Here is a 20,177-nt window from a genome sequence, read left to right as displayed (position 1 = left end):
CGCCCCGATCATGCGCATTTTGCTGGTGGAAGACGAGCTCGAGATGGCGTCGTGGCTGGTGCGCGCGCTCAAGCAAAGCGGCTTCGTGCCCGACCACGCGCCCGATGCGGGCACGGCCGAAGCGCTCATGGCCGGCACGCAGTACGACGCCGTGGTGCTGGACCTGCGCCTGCCCGACCGGCACGGCCTGTCCCTGCTGGCCGATCTGCGCGATGCGGGCTACCGCACGCCCGTGCTGGTGCTGACCGCGCAGGGTTCGCTGCAGGACCGGGTACGCGGCCTGAACCTGGGCGCCGACGATTTCCTGACCAAGCCCTTCGCCCTGGAGGAGCTGGAGGCGCGCCTGGCCGCCCTGGTGCGGCGCAGCCGCGGCCGCCCGCATGTGCCGCTGCACTGCGGCTCGCTGTCATGCGACCACGAGAGCCGGGCCTTCATGCTCGCCGGGGTGCTGCTGCCGCTCACGCCGCGCGAACATGCAGCGCTGGAGGCGTTGCTGGCGCGTAGCGGCACACCGGTGAGCAAATCGCAGCTTGCGGGCAAGGTGTTCCCGCACGACAGCAGCGCCGGCCCCGACGCGATCGAACTGGTGCTGCACCGGCTGCGGCGCAAGCTCGCGGGCAGCGACGTGCGCATCGTCACGATCCGCGGCCTGGGCTACATGCTGGAAGGCGATGCCGATGCCGCGTCCGGGACCTGAGCGGCGGCGCTTCGGCATCCGCGCGCGCCTGCTGGCCCTGCTGCTGCCTTGCCTGCTGGCGCTGCTCGCCCTCGATAGCTGGAACGACTACCGCGCCCAGCACGACCTCGTGCAGGACGCCTACGACCAGGCCATGCTGGAGCCGGTGAACGCCCTGGGTCAGGGCATTGCGCTGGCCGCCGACGGCTCCATCCGCGTGCAGGCGCCCTTCGACGTGCAGGCCATGTTCGACGTGACGCGGCCTCAGCACAAGCTCCTGCACGTCGGGCTGAACGCGCTGCCCGATGGATCAGGCGGCGCACCGCCCGCCGCCGAGGTCACGCTGATCGGCGTGCCCGACCTGCCAGCGCCGCCGGCCAGTGCGGGCAACGATAGTCCGTTCGTCTGGTACGACGCGCACTACCGGGGTTATCCGGTGCGGGTGGTGGCGCTGCGCCGCACCGTGCTGGACGGCCACGCACGGCCTTATCAGGTTTTGATCCAGGCGGCCGAGGGCACCAGTGCGCGCGTGCAGGCGCAGGCCGACCTGCTGCGCCAGGAACTGCTGCAGGGCGCCCGCTTGGTGGGCGTCGTGCTGCTGCTGGTGTGGCTGGGCGTGAGCTGGTCGCTGCGGCCGTTGGAGCGCCTGCGCCAATCGGTGCAGGCCAGTCCGCCAGACGGCTTGAGGCCGCTTGACGCGCGTGGCGTGCCGCACGAAGTGGTGCCGCTGGTCGATGCTGTCAATCACCACATGGCCCGGCACCAGCAGATGCTGGCCGGGCAGTCCCGCTTTCTGGCCGACGCGTCGCACCAGTTGCGCACGCCGCTGGCCATCATGCTGACGCAGGCCGGCTACGCCCTGCGCGAGCCCGACGCCACGCGCACGCACGAGACCCTGCACGCCATCGTCGCGCAGCTTGCGCGCAGCCGGCGCCTGTGCGAGCAGTTGCTGGCAATGGCGCAGGCCAGCCAGGCGGCGGACGACCCTTCGCCCCGGCCTGTCGTGGACCTGAACCGCGTGGCGCGCGAGGTCGTGCTGCAGTACCTGCCGCTGGCGCGCGAGAAGAACCAGGACCTCGGCTGGATCGACGCGCGCGGCGAGGCAACGGCAAACGAAGATGCGGCTGCGCCCCAGCCACCGGCCGCACCCGTTGCCGCCCGTGACCTTGAATTGCACGAGGCACTGTCCAACCTGGTGCACAACGCGATTTGCTACACCCCGGCGGGCGGGTGCATCACGGTCTCGGTCCGGATCGAAGGCGACCGGGTCTGCGCCGAAGTGTGCGACAGCGGCCCCGGCATTGCGCCCGCCCGCCGTAACAGCGTGTTCGAGCGCTTTGCGCAAGTTGCCGGCGCCGATGCGAAGACACTTCAAACCCCGGGTGCAGGGCTGGGCCTGTCGATCGCCCGCGCCTACGCCAGGCACAACGGCGGCGACATCGAACTGGCCGACAGCGATGGCGCCAGCGGCGCACCCGGGCTGCGAGCCCTGCTCCGTTTCCCGCTGGCACACGGCGCCCCGGCAGACCCGGCATAGCACCTTGCCGGCCGGCACACCGCGGTCGCTTCCGTATTCGTAATTACACGTATTTTGGGGCGCGGAAACACGAACGAAAGGCGATTGGAAGCTTCGATTCCTAGACTTTAGGTCTCGAACCGAGCAGTTTGGCGCCCTACTTTCGCGTGGGCCCCGGGCTCTACCGGGAACACCACGAAGGAGACACGATTGAAATACCCCTGTAACACCGGGCCATGCCCGCGGCGCGGGTCGGGAGAGGCTCGATGAGCGCTCCCGCCCAATTCAAAAAAGACTACTACGCCGGCGCGCTGATGGTCATCGTCGGTTTAGCGGCTGCGTACGCCGCCGCCGGTTATCACCTGGGCACACTGGCCCGCATGGGGCCCGGCTTCTTCCCGTGCGCCGTCGGCGTGCTGCTGGCCCTGATCGGCGTGGCAATCGCGGTGTCGGCCCGCACCGACGACGGCCCGCCGGCCACCACCGGGCACGGCTACGGCCAGGGCATGCCGGACCTGCGCGGCTGCGCCTGCATCATCGCCGGCATCCTGGCGTTTTTGCTGCTGGGCGAGTATGGCGGCCTGTTACCTGCCACCTTCGCCATCGTGTTCATCTCGGCGCTGGGTGACCGCGGCAATACCCTCAAACAGGCGACGTTCCTGGCCCTGGGCATGTGCGCGATCGCAGGTGTTGTGTTCTGGTGGGCACTGCAATTGCAGATGCCGCTGTTTCGCTGGGGGGGCTGATTCTCATGATTTCCCAAGCTCTGCAAGACCTCTGGTTCGGCTTCGGTGTCGCATTCCAGGGCCACAACCTGATGTGGTCGTTCTTCGGCGTGCTGGTGGGCAACCTCATCGGCGTGATGCCCGGCATGGGCGCGCTGTCGGCGATGTCCATGCTGCTGCCGCTGACCTATGTGCTGCACCCCGTGCCTGCCATCATGATGCTGGCCGGCATTTTTTACGGCTCCATGTATGGCGGCGCCATCGGCGCCATCCTGCTGAATCTGCCCTCGCATGCGGCGCATGCCGTGACCTGCCTGGATGGCTACCCGATGACCCGCGCCGGCAAGGGCGGCACCGCGCTGGGTATTGCCATGATCTCGTCGTTTTTCGCGGCAACCGTCGGCATCCTCATCATGATTTTTGCCTCGCCGCTGCTGGTCGCCATCTCGTTCAAGTTCGGCCCCACCGAGCTGTTCTCGATCATGCTGCTGGGCCTGCTGGCCGGCGCCACCATGTCGCGCGGCTCGCCGCTCAAGGGCGTGGCCATGACGCTGTTCGGCCTGTTGTGCGGCGCGGTCGGCACCGACGTGAATAGCGGCTCGTTCCGCTTCAGCTTCGGCATTCCCCAACTGAGCGACGGACTGGAGCTGGTGGCCATCGCGCTGGGCGTGTTCGGCGTGGCCGACTTCCTGCTCAGCGTGAACCGCATGCCGGTGATCAAAAACACCGCCAAGCTGCGCATGCGCGACATGCGCCCCAGCATGGCGGAATTGAAAGAGGCGTTCTGGCCCATGGTGCGCGGCACCAGCGTCGGTGCGCTGTTCGGCGCCATGCCCGGCACCGGCCCCACCATCACCTCCTTCATTGCCTATGCGCTGGAGCACAAGATCTCCAAGACGCCCGAGAAGTTCGGCACCGGCATGATCGCGGGGGTGGCCGCACCCGAGGCATCGACCCACTCCAAGACCCAGGTCGACTTCATCCCGACGCTGAGCCTGGGCATCCCCGGCGACGTGGTGATGGCGCTGATTCTGGGTGCGCTCTTGATCCAGGGCATTCAGCCCGGGCCACAGCTCATCGGCGAGCATCCGGACATCTTCTGGGGCCTGATCGCCAGCTTCTGGATCGGCAACGTGCTGCTGATGGTGCTCAACGTGCCGCTGATCGGCGTGTGGGTCAAGCTGCTGCAGGTGCCCTACCGCTACCTTTTCCCCTCGGCCATGTTCTTCATCGTCATTGGGGTCTTCACCACGCAAAACGACCTGTTCCAGACCTGGGAGGTGCTGGCCTTCGGCGTCATCGGCGCGGTGTTCATGGCGCTCGATTTCCCGATGGCGCCGATCCTGCTGGGGGTCGTGCTCGGCCCCATGATGGAAGAGAACTTCCGCCGCGCGCTGCTGCTCTCGCGCGGCGACATGTCGGTGTTTGTCACCCGGCCCATCAGCGCGGGCTTCATGGCGGTGTGCGCCCTGGTGGTGCTCGGCGTCAGCTGGTCCGCGTGGCGCGCGCAGCGGCGCAAACGGGGTGCGAAAGCTGCCGCGGCGCTGGACGTCGCACTGGGCCTGCCCGCGCTGGAGTTGCGCAGCGACGACTGAGGGCGGCAGCTAATGTGCAAGGGGGATCGGCGTATATTCATCGCCATCCCCTTGTCTTGGAGACCCCAAAAATGAACCGCCGAAATCTGGTCCAATCCGCCGCCCTGTCCGCGGGCGCTACTTTTTTGGTAGCTGCCAATGCACAGGGGACGGGGGCTACAAGCCAAAAACACCACAAGATCGTGATCCAGGTGAGCGACAACGACCCGGCCAGATGGAACCTGGTGCTGAATAACGCAAAGAACTTGCAGGACGACGTGGGCGCCGCCAACGTGGACGTGGAAATCGTCGCCTACGGCCCCGGCATCGGCATGCTCAAGCTCGATGCCCCGGTGAGTAACCGTGTGGGTGACGCCGTCAAAGGCGGCGTGAAGGTGTCGGCCTGCGAGAACACCATGCGCGGCCAGAAACTGACCAAAGAAGACATGAATCCTGCTGTCGGTTACGTACCCTCCGGTGCCGCCGAAATCATGATCAAGCAGGGTGAAGGCTGGGCCTACTTGCGCCCTTGATACACGCAGCGACAGGCGCGGGGGCCAATCAGTCCATCGTGTCCCATTTCTCTGCACTCGCGCCGGCGAGCGCGCGAACCCTCTCCTCGTCCTTGGCAAACTCGGCCGCCGAGCCGGCATAGGCGATGCGGCCATCGTCGAGCACATAGGCCCGATCGGCGATCTCCACCGCGGCACGCACGTTTTGCTCGACCAGCAGAACTGACATGCCTTCCTTGCAGGTGGACACGATCACCCTGAAGACGTCCTGCACGATCAACGGCGCCAGGCCCTGAGAGGGTTCGTCCAGGAGCAATAGCCTGGGGTTCAGCAGCAGCGCGCGGGAAATCGCCAGCATCTCCTGCTCGCCACCCGACAACTGGCTTCCCTTGTTGTTCTTGCGCTCGGCCAGGCGCGGAAACAGCTCGTAGACGCGCGCCAGGGTCCAGGGTCCGGGACGATCCATCGGAACCTTCAGGTTCTCGTCCACCGTGAGGTTGGCAAAAATGCGCCGCCCCTCCGGAACAAACCCGACACCCAGTGCCGCAATGCGATGCGATGGCCATTGAGTCGTGACCTGGCCAAAGGTACGGATGGACCCCTGTCGCGCCGGCGTCAGACCCATCAGGCTGCGCAGCGTGGTTGATTTGCCGGCACCATTGCGCCCCAGCAGGGTCACCAACTCGCCCTCCTGCACATGGAGATCGATGCCCTCGAGAATATGGCTCTTGCCGTAATAAGTGTGCAGCCCTTCAACTTCAAGCACGTTCATGCGGCTTTCCCCAAGTAGGCGGCCTGGACCTTCTCGCTGGCGGCAATCTCATCGGGAGTTCCCTCCGCCAGCACCGCGCCTTCGGCCAGTACCATGATGCGGTCGGCCAGGTGAAAAATCACGCGCATATCGTGCTCGATCAGGACAATAGTCAGCTTTTGCGAGCGGTGCAACTTGCGGATCAACCGGGTGATGTTGTAGGTTTCCTGGTCCCCCATGCCGGCCGTCGGCTCATCGAGCAGCAGCAACCTCGGCTTGAGCGCCAGGGACATCATGATTTCCGTGGAACGCTGGTCGCCATGGGACAACTCGCCCACGAGTCGATCCACCTTTTCACTCAAACCTCCCAGCTCAGCCAACTCGGCGACCCGCTCCTTGATCCGCACGTTGGCGCTTTTCCCCAACCAGGGCCGCAGCCGCAGCCCAAGTGCAATCTCGACGGGAATACGCAGGTTTTCACGCACCGTGAGCTCGGGGAAAATCTCGGTGATCTGGAACGTGCGCGCCATGCCCATCGCCACGCGCTTGTGCGGGGCCAGCGTCGTGATGTCCCGGCCATCGAACATGATGCGGCCCGACGTCGGCGCGAAGAAGCCGCTGATCAGGTTGAAGAAGGTGGTCTTGCCGGCGCCGTTAGGGCCGATGACAGCGCGCAACTCACCAGGTTCGACCGCCAATGACACGCTATCAACCGCCACCAGGCTGCCGAAATGCTGCGAGACGCTTTCTATGGTGAGCAGGCTCATGCGCGCTTTCCCCGGATCAGCCCCAATACGCCGCGCGGGAAAAACAGCACCACCAGCATGAAAAACACGCCGATGAAAAACATCCAGTTCTGCGTCTGGCTGGAGACGTAATCCTGTAGCACCACAAAAATGGCGGCACCGACCAGCGGCCCCCAGAACGAGCGCATGCCACCGAGCACGGCCATGATCACGAAGTTGCCGGACAGCGTCCAGTGCAGCGCGCGCGGGTCGGTAAAGTTGGAAAGCAGTGCGTACAAGGTGCCGGCCAGGCTGGCAAAAAAGCATGAAACCACGAATGCGATCCAGATATGACGCTCAATCGGAATCCCGAGAAAGCGCGCGCGCCGCTCGTTTTCCCGTATCGCCAGCAACGTACGGCCGAACGGTGAGCGCAGCAGCAGCGCCATGACGCCGGTAGCCACCGCGAAAATCAGCAGCACCAGGTAGTAATACGCCTTGTCATGGCCAAGGATGTCAATTTGGGTGAAGCCGATATTGAGCGGGAGCCGGTGCCAGCCGGTCAGTCCGTCATCGCCGCCGGTCACAGAACTCCAGCGAAACGCGATGAAGTAGAACACCTGGCCGAACGCGATCGTCACCATCGCAAAATAAATGCCGCGCAACTTGACGATCAGCGCGCCAATCACCATGGCGGCCAGCGTGCCGACAGCGACCCCCACCAGGATGGCAAGCGGCGTGCTGGGAGCCAGATACTTCAGCGTCAGGCCCGCACCGTACGCACCCAAACCAAAATACGCGGCGTGGCCAAACGACAGGACACCCGTGAAGCCAAGGAGAAAATTGAGCGACATCGCCGCCAGTCCCAGCACCAGCACGCGCGTGGCCAGCTCGGTGTAGCCGCCGACCGCTGCCATCCAGTAAGGCATGGTCAGCAGGAGCAGCCATAGTACGGCCAGCGTCAGTCCCTTGCCAACCCGATTCATAGCTTCATCCCTTCCTGGCCAAGCAGTCCACGCGGCCGAACCAGCAGCACCAGCGCCATCATCACGTAGATGATTGCCTCCGATGCCGACGGCACGAACACCGTGGTCAGTCCGGAGACAACGCCGATCAACAACCCGCCAAGCAGCGTGCCGGTCAGGCTGCCAATGCCGCCGATGATGATGGCGACAAAGCTGGGCATGATCAGCGAGTCACCGATGGTCGGCTGAAGTCCAAGCAGGCCGGCGGCCAGCACGCCCGCCAGACCGGCCAGATAGATACCGAGGCCGAAATTGAGGTTGCGAAGTATGCGCACGTTGACGCCCAGCACCGACACCATCTCCAGGTCCAGCGTGCCGGCCCGGATGCGCATGCCGAGCCGCGTGCGGTTCAGCACCAGGAACAGGCCAATCACGGCGACCGCCACCAGCAGCACCATGAACAACCGGTAGCCGGTGAGGAAGAAAAAGTCGGTCGAGAGCGGCGTCATCAGCCATTTCGGCACCTGGAATGGCAGGCTTTGCGCGCCCCAGATGTACCGCGTGCTGTCCTCGAACACGTACGCCAGGCCGAACGTCAACAGCAGGCTGTACAGGGGATCGCGACCATAGCAATGGCGGATCAATACGCGCTCCACCACCAACCCGAGCAAGGCGGTCAGGACCGGCGCGACCAGCAATGCACCCCAGAAGCCGATGTGCGGAATCAGCATGTAGGCGATGTAGGCGCCCAACGCCAGAAAGCCGCCATGGGCGAAATTGATCACGCTGGTGAGATTGATGATCAGCGACAGACCGAGTGCCATCAGCGCATAGAAAGCGCCGACGATGAGGCCGTTGAAGGCGTTGAATAAAACCACCTCGGTCATGCTTGTTCCTTGCAGTGCAGAAGAAGCGCACTTCTCTCCCTGTCGTTCCCGCAGGGGATTAGCAGCAACGACGCCGATATCACCAACACAAATCGCCTACGCCGGCCAGGTCATCTTGCAACCGGATTCTTCCACTGTGCCCGCCACATCCTTGCCATTGACCACCTTGGCGACATGGAACAGATCATCCGGCGCGGACCCTTTTGCCTGTGCGTTGCCGACATACAGCGAGCCGATCAGCTGGTGCTGGTTGGCGCGGTAGAACGGTGTGTTGGGCATCAGTCCGACTTCCGGCGGCAACTCCATGCCGTCCAGCGCGCGCGCCATCTTCAGCGCATCGAGCGACTTCGCCTTGTTCGCGGCCAGCGCGCAACTCCAGGCGCCGACAAAGCCGAACCAGGTACGCGCAGTGGGCACGCGGCCGGTTTTTTTCTTGATGGCGGCGACGAATTCGTCGACATGCGGCACACCGGGCTGGATGTGGTACCACTCGGCGACCCAGTCGCCAATACGCGCTTCCGGCGGCAGGCCTTCCAGCACCTCCAGTTCGGTATTGGCGCCGGCCAGATGAATACGTTTGTCCAGGCCGAATTGCACCGCCTGCTTGAGCGCGTTCAGCAGGTCGTCGCCGTTCGCCAGGAACACCAGCACGTCCGGCTTGGTGGCCTGCGCCTTGATCAGATACGAGGAAAAGTCGGTAGTGCCGAGCGGCACCAGATCTTCACCCAGTTTGGTGCCGCCATATTGCTTGAGGTTGGCGTCGTAGCCTTCCTGCAAGGTATGGCCAAAGGCGTAGTCGGAGGTGATGAAGTACATCTTCTTGCCGTAGCGGTCCATCAGCGATTTGGCGATCGCATTGGTCAGCATGCGCGTGGTGTTGCAGACGCGGAACACGTTCCAGTGGCAGGTGCTGCCGGTGATGGCATCGGTATGGCCGCCTGGCACGATATGCAGAATTCTCTTTTCGTTGCTGACCTGGGCCATCGCCAGCGACAGCCCGGAGTTGACGTTGCCCAGCAGGAAGTTGACCTTGTCGCGATCGATCAGTTTGCGCGCCTTTTGCACCGCGGTGCCGGCATCACCGCTGCTGGAGTCCTCGATCAGTAGCTCCGCCTGGCGCCCGAGGATGCCGCCCTTGGCATTGATCTGTTCGACCGCCAGCTGGCAACCGGTCAGTTCGTTCTTGCCGGTCGCCGCGTAGACCCCGGTCAGTGGATTGTCCAGGCCAAGCTTGACCGTTTCCTCGCCGCGCGCACTGATGATGAAGGGAGGAGCGAGCTGTGCGGCACCTGCCGCAGCGGCAACCTGCAGAACCGTACGACGACCAAACTTTCCCGGGCCACTTTGATTTCCCATCTGAATGCTCCTACTGTGTAAGGTGTAAGCGTTGGTGCGATATGGTTCCTCAAGCACATGGGGGGAACAGCCTGCGTCGCACTGGCGTACGCCAATTCCGGATCCCTTTTTTATGCTGCCATAGAAGACGCCTCGTTGTCCATACATACAATCCATATGTACAAATATGGATCCTCGTGGATCGGCGTCTACGCTGAATGCCAATGTCTCCTCGGCAAATCGAGCTGAAGCCCCCTATCGAGTCCCGCCACCCCGACCTCCGGCTCAAAGAAACCGCCCCAGCAGCCGGCGCGAGACGGGGTCGAGCGCCAGCATGTCGCGCACCTTGAAGTGAACACCCTGGCCGCCCGTGATCAACAACGCGGCGCCATCCAGCCGGCGAATGTCCTCTTCCCCTTTGAGCACGAAGCGCGTGTCGCCCCGGTCGGTCTCCACCTCCCAGGTGCTGGGGGTGGAAAACGTCGATACGCTTTTGAGACGCAGGATTTCAGGTGCGAACTCGCGCGCGGCGAGTTCTTCTTCAATCAGGCTGCGCACCGCTGGCGGCAGCGCGTCCAGCCGTTCGATCCAGGCCAGTTCGTGGCCGTCGGCATGGAGCAGTGAGAGTCCTTCGGCAGGCATTGAGACGGGAAAGGCGCGCACCGGCGTCACGCCATCGAAGCGCTCGCCAGTTGGAGCGATCCAGACCAGGCGGCCAAAGGGGTTGCGCTCGAGTTGAAAATCACAGGCGTCCATCAGATGCTTTCGTGTTCACGGGCCTGGGGCAAATGCACCGTCGGGGCCACTATCGCCATGCCGGGGGCGTCACCCTCTTCGTCTTCTCCCTCATCTCCAATGTCGGTGCGGCGCAATTGCGCTTCATACAGACGCCAGTAGGCGCCCTGCCGGGCCATCAGTTCGTCGTGCGGGCCAACTTCCACCACTTGCCCACGGTCCATCACCACCAGCCGGTCCGCCTTGCGCAAGGTGGACAGGCGGTGCGCAATGGCAATCGTGGTGCGGCCCTGCACCAGGTTGTCCAGTGCTTTCTGGATCTCCTTTTCGGTTTCGGTGTCCACCGACGAAGTGGCTTCGTCGAGAATCAGGATGCGCGGATCGATCAGGAGCGCGCGCGCAATCGAGATGCGCTGGCGCTCGCCGCCCGACAGGCCCTGCCCGCGCTCGCCGACCAGCGAGTCATAGCCCTGCGCCAGCCGCAGGATAAATTCATGCGCATGCGCGGCGCGCGCCGCCGCCACGATCTCGGCGTGCGTCGCGTCGGGCCGGCCGTACGCGATGTTCTCGGCGACCGTGCCGAAGAACAAGAAAGGCTCCTGCAGCACCAGGCCGATGTGACGCCGGTAGTCGGCCACGCCAAAGCGCCGGATGTCGGTGCCATCGACGCGGATCGAGCCGTCGGTCACGTCATAGAAGCGACAGATCAGGTTGACCAGCGTGCTTTTGCCCGAGCCACTATGGCCCACCAGGCCAATCATCTCGCCTGGCTCGATTGCCAGATCCAGGCCACGAATGACCGAGCGGTTGCCGTAGCGAAAACCGATGCCGCTGATCTCGATGCGTCCCTGCATGCCTTGCAAACCGGGCCCGGTGCCAATTTTCACCGGCTGCGCCGGCTCGGGCACATTGGAGACATGGTCGAGGATGTCGAAGATACGCTTGGCGCCGGCCGCCGCTTTTTGCGTGACCGAGACAATGCGGCTCATCGAATCCAGCCGCGTGTAGAAACGGCCTATATAGGCAATGAACGCGGTCAGCACGCCGACCGTGATCTGGTGCCGGGACACCAGCCAGATGCCAAACGCCCACACCACCAGCAGGCCGATTTCGGTCAGCAGCGAAACCGTGGGGGTGAACAGCGACCAGGTCTTGTTGAGCCGATCGTTCACCATCAGGTTGTGCTGGTTGGCGACGCGAAAGCGCTGCGCCTCGCGTTTTTCCTGTGCAAACGCCTTGACGACACGAATGCCCGGAATGGTGTCGGCCAGCACATTTGTCACTTCGGACCAGACGCGGTCGATCTTCTCGAACCCGGTGCGCAGGCGATCGCGCACGGTGTGGATCATCCAGGCAATGAAGGGCAGCGGCAGCAACGTAACCAGCGCCAGCCACGGACTGATCGAAAACAGGATGATCGACGTCATCAGGATCATCAGCACGTCGGTGGCGAAATCCAGCGCATGCAGGGACAGAAAAACACAAATCCGGTCGGTTTCCGAGCCAATGCGCGCCATCAGGTCACCCGTGCGCTTGCCCCCAAAATAGTCCAGCGACAGCGACAGCAAATGATCGAAGGTGGCTGTGCGCAGGTCGGCTCCGATGCGCTCGGACACCAGCGACAGCATGTAGGTACGCGCCCAGTTCAGCCCCCAGCCCAGCAGGGCCGAGCCCAGCAGGCCGCCCAGATAGGCTGCAACCAGCCAGGACTCGATCCTCTGGCCGTTCTGGAACGGAATCAGGATGTCATCCATCAGCGGAATGGTCAGGTACGGCGGTATCAGCGTCGCCGCGGTGGACACCAGCGTAAGAGCAAAACCCGCGACGAGTTGCTTGCGGTACGGCCTGGCAAAGCGCCCCAGGCGCAGCAGGACCCAGGTCGATGGCGGCGTGTGCAACTCGCGCGCGCACATCGGGCATTCGTCGCTGTCGGGTGGCAGCGGTGATTTGCACTGCGGGCACAGCGAGGGATCGTCCCTCATTTGCGCGGCGCCCTGCGCGAGGTTGGCCAGTTGCAGCTCGAACTGCTTGATCAGGCGCAGCGCCTGGACGTTGGCACCCAGGGTAAAGCGCCAGCTCGCGCGCCGGGTGTGGGCGTCGTGCAACTCAATGGTACCGACGCCAGCATGGTCAAAGTGGTGCAGCGCCAGCCCCTGGGCCAAGGGCCAGCTGCGCCATTGACTATCGCCGGGCGCTGGGCTGGCGTCAAAAGCCCACAGGGACCGGTTGGTCAGAGCCAACAGCCCCCTGGAAAAACAAAGCCGGTGGTCCAAGTCAACCGCCAGCGTACTTAAAACGTTCTCATCGGGTGCGAGCCGTCCGCGCAGGTCGTTCTGTACGGACTCTGAATCTGTCCTGTTGGCGTCAATTGAATGGTGATATTGCATTTTGTTTCCATGCCCCATAGCGGTCAGCGTAGCCTCGCTGGCGCCTGGGCATCGGGAATTCTCGCCGAAGTGGCGAATGCGGGACGTGTGGTGCCGGCTTGCATGGGCCAGCGATCTGGTCTTGTTCAATGAATATATGAGCCCCAAAAACGACATCAAACTGCTTCGCATCACCTATCTGCGCGGCCCCAACATCTGGACTTACCGCCCGGCGCTCGAGGTCTGGCTTGATCTGGGTGAGCTGGAAGATTTCCCCTCCCATTTGCTGCCCGGCTTCAACGACCGGCTTATCGCCCTGCTCCCGGCACTGGCGGAGCATCACTGCGGGGTTGGCGAGCGCGGTGGCTTCCTGCAGCGGCTGGTCGAAGGCACCTGGGCCGGGCATGTGCTGGAACACGTGGTGATCGAGCTGCTGAACCTGGCCGGCATGCCCACCGGTTTTGGCCAGACCCGCAGTACCTCGCAGCATGGCATTTACCGGATGGTGTTTCGTGCCCGCGATGAGCATGTCGCCCGCACCGCGCTGGCACAGGGGCATCGGCTGTTGATGGCGGCGATCAACGATCACCCCGTCGATGTCCAGGCGGTCGTCGCGCTGGTGCGCACCCAGGTCGATGACTGCTACCTGGGCCCGAGCACCGCCTGCATCGTGGCCGCGGCAAGCGATCGCCGCATTCCCCACATCCGGCTCAACGAAGGCAACCTGGTGCAACTGGGTTACGGCGCCTGCCAGCGCCGCATATGGACGGCAGAGACCGAACTCACCAGCGCCATCGCGGCCGGCATCGCGAGCGACAAAGACCTGACCAAGCGTTTGCTCAAGTCCTGCGGGGTGCCGGTTCCCGAAGGTGAAATTGTGGACAGCGCCGAAGCCGCCTGGGCCGCCGCGCAGGACATCGGACTGCCGGTGGCGGTCAAACCCACCGATGGCAACCACGGACGGGGCGTGGCGCTCGACCTGACGCGCGAGGCGGATGTGCGTGCCGCCTTCGAGGTGGCGCAGTTGCACGGTAGTGAAGTGATGGTCGAGCGTTTCGCCCGCGGCCACGAACACCGCATGCTGGTGGTCGGCGGCCGCTTGGTTGCTGCCGCGCGCGGCGACGCGGCCTGGGTCAGCGGCGACGGCCGCTCGTCGGTGGAGGAACTGGTGGACAGCCAGATCAACACCGACCCGCGGCGCGGCCTGGCCGAGGATTGCCCGCTCAACCTGGTCGAGACCCGCACCGACGAAACCATCTTGCTCGAACTGCAGCGCCAGGGGTTGACGCCGGACGGTGTGCCGGACGCAGGCCGCCAGGTGCTGATCCAGCGCAATGGCAATGTGGCGATCGACTGCACCGACCAGGTCCACCCTGCCGTCGCCTACGCCGTCTCGCTCGCGGCACGCGTGGTCGGACTCGATATTGCCGGTATCGATGTGGTCGCCGAGGACATCTCGCGCCCTCTGGAGGCACAGGGCGGCGCGGTAGTCGAGGTCAACGCCGGGCCCGGTTTGCTGATGCATCTCAAGCCCGCGGTGGGCGCGCCGCGACCTGTGGGGCGCGCCATTGTCGACCATCTTTTCCCGGAAGATCCCGCCAATACGGCGGGCCGCATCCCGGTGATCGGCGTGGCCGGATCGCAAGGCACCCAGACGATTGCCCGCCTGGTGGCGTGGCTGGTTCACCTGAGCGGGCGCTACGCGGGTCTGGCTTGCCGCGACGGCCTGTTCCTCGACCGGCGCCGGGTTGCGCACGGAAACTGTGCCGGCTTTGAGCCCGCTCGCCGCCTGCTCATGAACGTGGCGGTCGAGGCCGCCGTGATCGAGAACGGGGCCGAAACCATCCTGCGCGACGGCCTGGCTTATGACCGCTGCCAGGTCGGCGTCGTGACGGACCTGGATGGCGCCCAGGCGCTGGCCGAGTTCGACATTTTTACTGCCGATCAGCTCGCCAAGGTATTGCGCACCCAGGTCGATGTGGTGCTGCCGGACGGCGTCGCCGTGCTCAACGCGGCGGATGCGCTGGTGGCCGGCCTTGCCCCACTGTGTGACGGGGAAGTTATTTTTTATGCGGACGATCCCGAGGCGGCCGCCATCGTGGCGCACCGCGCGGGCGGCGGCCGGGCAGTGTCTGTCCGGTCGGACCATGTGATCCTGGCCACCGGCGCCGCTGAAATCGTGCTGGCTAACCTGGAAAAGCTGGTCCGCCAGAACGGACGTGCTGCACCGTCAGCCGCCCAGGCACTGCGCCCCTGCATCCTGGCGGCCATTGCCACGGCCTGGGCGCTGAACATCTCCCCCGATTTGATCTCCGTCGGCATCGAAACCTTCGACACCGAACTGAAGCCGTACTTTGCCGCGCCCGAATTGTTTGCGGCCAGCTGATCCCGACAACACGCCAAAACAGAAAGAACCCACGATGGAAATCTCACGCGTCCGGGCCCTGCGCGGCCCCAATCTCTGGTGCCGGCACACTGCGCTGGAGGCCATCGTGTCCTGCGCACCGACAGAGCGCTCCATTGCCGAACTGCCCGACTTCGAATCCAGGGTGCGCGAACTGTTCCCGGCCATCGGAACCTTGCAGTCGAGCGGCTACCAGGGGCCGATCTCGCTGGCCCATGTGCTGGAAGCCGCGGCCCTGGCGCTGCAAACGCAGGCCGGCTGCCCCGTCACCTTCAGCCGTACCGCGGCCACCGTCGACATTGGCGTATACCAGGTGGTCGTGGCTTACAGCGAAGAGGCGGTGGGCCGATTGGCATTCGAGTTGGCGCAAATGCTGATACAGGCGACGCTGCAGAACACCGGCTTCGACGTGGATGCAGCGATCGCGCGTTTGCGCGACACCGACGAAGACGAGCGGCTCGGCCCCAGCACCGGCGCCATCGTCAGCGCTGCGGCCGCCCGCGGTATCCCCTGGCGCCGGCTGACCCAGGGCAGCCTGGTGCAGTTCGGCTGGGGCTCGCGCCAGCGGCGCATCCAGGCGGCCGAGGTGGACGCCACGAGTGCCGTATCCGAAGCCATCGCGCAAGACAAGGATCTGACCAAGAAATTGCTCCATGCGGCCGGCGCGCCGGTGCCAATCGGCCGCCCTGTCAAAGATACAGACGAGGCGTGGGCAGTGGCCTGCGAGATCGGCCTGCCGGTCGTCGTCAAGCCGCAGGACGGCAATCAGGGCAAGGGGGTCACGGTCAATGTCACGAACCGCGAGCACCTCGAAGTCGCCTTTCGCGCCGCCGCCGAAGTGGGCGGGGTGATGGTTGAAAAATTCCTTTCGGGCAATGACTTTCGCCTGCTGGTCGTGGGGCACCAGCTGGTAGCGGCCGCGCGACGCGATCCGCCGCATGTGATCGGCGACGGCATCCACAGCGTGCGCGAACTGGTGGATCGGGTCAACGCCGACCCCAGGCGCGGCGAAGGGCACGCCACCTCGCTGACCAAAATCCGCTTCGACGAAATCGCCATCGCACGCCTGAACGCGCAGGGATTGGCCCCGCAGTCGGTGCCGGCCAAAGGCCGCCGGATCATCCTGCGCAACAACGCCAACCTCAGCACGGGCGGTACCGCCACTGACGTGACGGACGACGTTCACCCCGAAGTGGCGGCCAACGCCATCGCGGCGGCACAAATGGTGGGCCTGCATGTGTGCGGCGTCGATGTGGTGTGCGAAAGCGTGCTGCGCCCTATGCGCGAGCAGCACGGCGGCATTGTCGAGGTCAACGCCGCGCCGGGGCTGCGCATGCACCTGTCGCCGTCCTACGGCAAGGGCCGCCCCGTCGGGGAAGCCATCATCTCGCACCTGTTCGGCCACGGCGACGACGGCCGCATTCCCGTGGTGGCGGTCACGGGCACCAATGGCAAGACCACCACGGCACGCCTGATTGCCCACTTGATGGCCAGCAGCGCGCTACGCGTGGGCATGACCAACACCGATGGCGTGTATGTCAACGGCCACCAGATCGACAGCGGCGACTGCAGTGGGCCCAAGAGCGCCCGCAACGTGCTGATGCACCCCGACGTGGATGCGGCCGTGTTTGAAACGGCACGCGGCGGCATACTGCGCGAAGGCCTCGGGTTCGACCGCTGCCAGGTGGCCGTGGTGACCAACATCGGCGCTGGCGATCATCTGGGGCTCAACTACATCACCACGGTGGAAGACCTGGCCGTGCTCAAACGCGTGATCGTGCAAAACGTCGCGCCTACGGGCTATGCGGTGCTGAACGCGGCCGACCCGATGGTGCACGCCATGGCGCCAAGCTGCCCGGGCAGCATCATCTTTTTCGCTGCCGACCACCACCACCCCGCGATGGCCACGCAGCGCGCACAGGGCAAGCGTACGGTCTACGTCGATGACGGCGCCATCGTGGCCGCTGAGGGGTCGTGGCGCGAGCGCATCGCGCTGAGCGACATCCCCTTCACGCGCAACGGCAGCATCGGCTTTCAGGTTGAAAACGTCATGGCCGCGGTCGCCGCGGCCTGGGGCGTCGGCCTGAATTGGGATACCGTGCGCCGCGGTCTGGCCAGCTTTTCCACCGACGCCGGCAGTGTCCCGGGCCGCTTCAACATGATGGATTACCGGGGCGCCACCGTGATCGCGGATTACGGCCACAACCCCGATGCCATGCGGGCGCTGGTCGCTGCCGTGGACGCCCTGCCCGCCAAACGCCGCTCGGTCGTGATCAGCGGCGCCGGCGATCGGCGCGATGACGACATCCGCGAACAGACCGCCATCCTCGGCGATGCTTTCGACGACGTCATCCTGTATCAGGATGCCTGCCAGCGCGGCCGCGCCGACGGCGAAGTGCTGGCCTTGCTGCGCACCGGCCTGGCACAGGCCAAACGCACGCGCTGTACCACGGAAATTCGCGGCGAATTCAACGCCATCGACACCGCGCTGGCGCGCCTGGAGCCGGGCGATCTGTGCCTGATCCTGATCGATCAGGTCGAGCAGGCGTTGACCCACCTGACCCGGCGCGTCGCCGAGGCCGGGCAGGTTGCGCCGGCCGACAGCAACGCAAACGCCAGGGTTTCCGCGCTGGCGCATTGAACCCGCGTAAAATCCCGGGCACGCGGGTGTAGTTCAATGGCAGAACTTTTGCTTCCCAAGCAAATAGCGTGGGTTCGATTCCCATCACCCGCTCCATCTCGGCGCAAGTACCTGATTCCGTAGCGGGATCGGCACTTTTTACCTACCTCCCACACCCCTTATCCGCAGCGACACGGTGGGCGCCCTCGCCTCTCGGCGGATGCGCGACCCGAAAAGCAAACTGTGAAAAAGTCACAATTTGCTTTTTGTTTCTTTTTATTGCAAAAAAGTACATTTAGAAACTACCCGTTTTCTGCGCGCTGAAGCTCCTTATTTGATAGCAATAAGTTATTACACAGTATGGGTTATAGCAACTATTTACCTAAAATCAGGTAAAGAGACTTTCAAAATCACGGCCCCGCATTCACGGTATTGACGTTTCACTTTGTAACGCGCACCTTCTGTTACAGACAGCGCCGAATGTAAAACCCGCCTGGATCAGGCCCGTTTCTCCCGAACGCGGTGTCGCCCGGTCTCCGTGTACTTGCTTCTTAACTTTGAAAGGGGAAATTGCCATGGACTTCATCAAAAACTTCATGCGCGAAGAAGACGGCGTGACGGCCATTGAGTACGGCCTGATCGCCTCGCTCGTTGCTGTAGCGATAGTCGGCGGCGCCAGTCTTCTCGGAACAGACCTGAATCTTCTTTTTAACAATCTTGCAGCTTGCATGGCAGCACCCAGTGCAGCCAACTGCGCCCTAGGCGGCTAGGGGAAGCCAAAAAAAGGGGGAAATAAATTATTTCCCCCTTTTTTACGCTCTGCAAAGGGGAATTTTTATGAACTTCATCAAAAACTTTGTCCGTGAAGAAGATGGTGTGACAGCCGTTGAGTATGGCCTTATTGCCTCGATGATTGCCGTGGCGATCATTGCCGGTGCCAGTCTGGTAGGCATAAGCCTGAATACGCTTTTCACAAATATCGGAAATTGCCTATCAACGGCAAACTGCGCTGCGGCCGCATAGCAAGAAGGCGAACAAAAAATTTGAACCCTGGTCTTTTTGACACAGACAAACCCCTGCAACCAGCCGAGAAAAGACATGAACCACATCCTCTTATTCCAGGACGGACTGGTGCTTTTTTTCGGCACCTGGTTTATCGAAACCCAACTCGCTGTCGTTCTTTTGCTGGTCACTGCGGCGACGGTATTCGACGTCCGGCGCCACCGCATTCCGAACGGGCTGGTTTTCTCCGGGGCGCTCGCCGGTATTGCGTACCATGCGTTTTCGCCTTATGGCATGGGTGTGACCTCCTCGCTGGAGGGGTTGGCGGTTGGCCTTGCCGCGTTCATGCCCTTTTACCTGCTGCGCGCCATGGGTGCTGGCGACGTAAAGCTGATGGCCATGGTCGGCGCCTTCCTTGGTCCGGCTTCCACCTTGGGCGCGGTGCTAACGACTTTCATCGCGGGCGGCGTGCTGGCGATTGCGGCAGCCATCCGCAACGGGGCCATGGCAACACTGCTGCAAAACCTCCGGTTCATGACGATCGATCTGACGACGAAAGCCATGACAGGGAGTGCCGTTCAGGTCCAGGCACCGCCTGCTTCGGCAGGCCAGGTGCCCTACGCACTGGCCATTGCGGCAGGGACGGCGACCCACATTTTCCTGATGCGCAACGGCCATGCGCTGCTTTCCTAAGTCGCCCAGACAGGCCCGAAAAATAGATGCACCGCGACCCACAAGGAGGCTCATGAAATGAACACCATGGCACAGTCATCCAGCCTGAACGCCGCACATGTCGTTGCGAACCTCCTGATGGCTCCGCTATGGGGCTGGTTTGCCTATCGCCACGTGACGGCGTTCTTGATGACGAATGAGTGGTCCTATCTGTTTCTTTGTATTTCCGAAACGCTGGGCGCAGCATTTTTTCTCGTTCGAAAATATCCAGATTCCGTTTCAGCGGCGCCATTTGATTGGGTCATCGCCGTGCTAGGCACCTTTGCTCCTTTGCTTTTAGGCCCCGCACAATGGGGTGTAGTCCCGATCGCCAAACACGCAGTTGTAATCGGAGCGGGCTTGACGATTCTCGGCATGATCTCCCTCAATCGCAGCTTTGCGCTGGTTGCAGCGAAGCGGGAAATCAAGACGTCAGGCATGTATGGCTTCGTGCGCCACCCGTTATACGCGAGTTACCTGCTGACATTCACTGGCTATGTGCTGGCAAATACGACGTCTGAAAATGGAGTCGCCTACGTCTTTGCCATGGGATGCATGTTCGTTCGCATGTTCCGCGAAGAAAAGCACCTCGCGCACGACCCGCAGTATGCCGCGTACATGCAACAGGTTCGCTATCGCGTGATTCCGTTCGTCTTTTGATGACAGCAGGGAG

The 20,177-nt window shown here is 63.5% G+C and carries 18 protein-coding genes and 1 tRNA gene; 12 read left to right on the top strand and 7 right to left on the bottom strand.

Annotated features, from left to right (window positions below):
* The first annotated feature begins 10 nt into the window (after window positions 1-10).
* From EUB48_RS07505 to EUB48_RS07485, 5 genes are all read left to right on the top strand, one after another.
* Window positions 11-697 carry a response regulator gene (locus EUB48_RS07505; protein ID WP_077564546.1) on the top strand — a complete coding sequence of 229 codons (687 nt, stop codon included), beginning with the start codon at window positions 11-13 and terminating at the stop codon, window positions 695-697.
* Entirely contained in the window at window positions 678-2,213 is a 1,536-nt protein-coding gene (locus EUB48_RS07500) for a sensor histidine kinase (RefSeq protein WP_338052434.1), read from the top strand. The genes EUB48_RS07505 and EUB48_RS07500 overlap by 20 nt, the downstream gene beginning before the upstream one ends.
* A 245-nt stretch (window positions 2,214-2,458) precedes the next feature.
* Window positions 2,459-2,938: a tripartite tricarboxylate transporter TctB family protein gene (locus EUB48_RS07495; protein WP_244618360.1), complete on the top strand. Its 480-nt coding sequence runs from the start codon at window positions 2,459-2,461 to the stop codon at window positions 2,936-2,938.
* Window positions 2,939-2,943: 5 nt separating this feature from the next.
* Window positions 2,944-4,512, top strand: coding sequence for a tripartite tricarboxylate transporter permease (locus tag EUB48_RS07490; RefSeq protein WP_142818312.1), 1,569 nt, complete (start codon window positions 2,944-2,946; stop codon window positions 4,510-4,512).
* 71 nt (window positions 4,513-4,583) lie between these two features.
* Window positions 4,584-5,024: a DsrE family protein gene (locus tag EUB48_RS07485; RefSeq protein WP_142818311.1), complete on the top strand. Its 441-nt coding sequence runs from the start codon at window positions 4,584-4,586 to the stop codon at window positions 5,022-5,024.
* Between the two features lie 28 nt (window positions 5,025-5,052).
* On the opposite strand, the gene EUB48_RS07480 is transcribed toward EUB48_RS07485, so the two are convergent.
* The 7 genes from EUB48_RS07480 to EUB48_RS07450 form a co-directional block, all read right to left on the bottom strand.
* Window positions 5,053-5,775 (bottom strand): ABC transporter ATP-binding protein, encoded by a 723-nt coding sequence (locus EUB48_RS07480; protein WP_142818310.1) that lies wholly within the window; start codon window positions 5,773-5,775, stop codon window positions 5,053-5,055.
* A complete protein-coding gene (locus EUB48_RS07475; RefSeq protein WP_142818309.1) occupies window positions 5,772-6,521 on the bottom strand; it encodes an ABC transporter ATP-binding protein in 750 nt (249 codons plus the stop codon). Before EUB48_RS07475 ends, EUB48_RS07480 begins: the two co-directional genes overlap by 4 nt.
* On the bottom strand, window positions 6,518-7,465 hold the full coding sequence (locus tag EUB48_RS07470; protein ID WP_142818308.1) for a branched-chain amino acid ABC transporter permease: 948 nt from the start codon (window positions 7,463-7,465) through the stop codon (window positions 6,518-6,520). The genes EUB48_RS07475 and EUB48_RS07470 overlap by 4 nt, the downstream gene beginning before the upstream one ends.
* Complete coding sequence (locus EUB48_RS07465) at window positions 7,462-8,331, bottom strand: branched-chain amino acid ABC transporter permease (protein WP_142818307.1); 870 nt, start codon at window positions 8,329-8,331, stop codon at window positions 7,462-7,464. The genes EUB48_RS07470 and EUB48_RS07465 overlap by 4 nt, the downstream gene beginning before the upstream one ends.
* Before the next feature lie 96 nt (window positions 8,332-8,427).
* A complete protein-coding gene (locus EUB48_RS07460; protein ID WP_142821144.1) occupies window positions 8,428-9,687 on the bottom strand; it encodes an ABC transporter substrate-binding protein in 1,260 nt (419 codons plus the stop codon).
* A gap of 264 nt (window positions 9,688-9,951) precedes the next feature.
* Window positions 9,952-10,422 carry a cyanophycin metabolism-associated DUF1854 family protein gene (locus EUB48_RS07455; RefSeq protein ID WP_142818306.1) on the bottom strand — a complete coding sequence of 157 codons (471 nt, stop codon included), beginning with the start codon at window positions 10,420-10,422 and terminating at the stop codon, window positions 9,952-9,954.
* A complete protein-coding gene (locus tag EUB48_RS07450) occupies window positions 10,422-12,788 on the bottom strand; it encodes a cyanophycin metabolism-associated ABC transporter (RefSeq protein WP_142818305.1) in 2,367 nt (788 codons plus the stop codon). The genes EUB48_RS07455 and EUB48_RS07450 overlap by 1 nt, the downstream gene beginning before the upstream one ends.
* A gap of 136 nt (window positions 12,789-12,924) precedes the next feature.
* Here EUB48_RS07450 and EUB48_RS07445 point away from each other — a divergent pair, with 136 nt between their 5' ends.
* The 7 genes from EUB48_RS07445 to EUB48_RS07415 all read left to right on the top strand — a co-directional run bounded on the left by EUB48_RS07445 (window position 12,925) and on the right by EUB48_RS07415 (window position 20,164).
* Window positions 12,925-15,153, top strand: a complete 2,229-nt coding sequence (locus EUB48_RS07445) for a cyanophycin synthetase (protein WP_142818304.1) — start codon at window positions 12,925-12,927, stop codon at window positions 15,151-15,153.
* A gap of 34 nt (window positions 15,154-15,187) precedes the next feature.
* Window positions 15,188-17,812, top strand: coding sequence for a cyanophycin synthetase (gene cphA / locus EUB48_RS07440; protein ID WP_142818303.1), 2,625 nt, complete (start codon window positions 15,188-15,190; stop codon window positions 17,810-17,812).
* A 22-nt stretch (window positions 17,813-17,834) separates the two neighbouring features.
* Window positions 17,835-17,908 (top strand) — tRNA-Gly (locus EUB48_RS07435).
* A gap of 458 nt (window positions 17,909-18,366) precedes the next feature.
* The gene (locus tag EUB48_RS07430; protein WP_142818302.1) at window positions 18,367-18,561 is read left to right on the top strand and encodes a Flp family type IVb pilin; all 195 of its coding nucleotides are present in this window, start codon (window positions 18,367-18,369) and stop codon (window positions 18,559-18,561) included.
* A 67-nt stretch (window positions 18,562-18,628) separates the two neighbouring features.
* Window positions 18,629-18,814: a Flp family type IVb pilin gene (locus EUB48_RS07425; protein WP_142818301.1), complete on the top strand. Its 186-nt coding sequence runs from the start codon at window positions 18,629-18,631 to the stop codon at window positions 18,812-18,814.
* 75 nt (window positions 18,815-18,889) lie between these two features.
* The gene (locus EUB48_RS07420; protein ID WP_142818300.1) at window positions 18,890-19,486 is read left to right on the top strand and encodes an A24 family peptidase; all 597 of its coding nucleotides are present in this window, start codon (window positions 18,890-18,892) and stop codon (window positions 19,484-19,486) included.
* Window positions 19,487-19,543: 57 nt separating this feature from the next.
* Window positions 19,544-20,164, top strand: coding sequence for a methyltransferase family protein (locus EUB48_RS07415; RefSeq protein ID WP_142818299.1), 621 nt, complete (start codon window positions 19,544-19,546; stop codon window positions 20,162-20,164).
* Window positions 20,165-20,177 lie beyond the last annotated feature (13 nt).

Source organism: Rhodoferax sediminis (assembly GCF_006970865.1).
Classification (GTDB): domain Bacteria; phylum Pseudomonadota; class Gammaproteobacteria; order Burkholderiales; family Burkholderiaceae_C; genus Rhodoferax_A; species Rhodoferax_A sediminis.
This window is presented reverse-complemented; position numbering and strand designations above follow the sequence as displayed.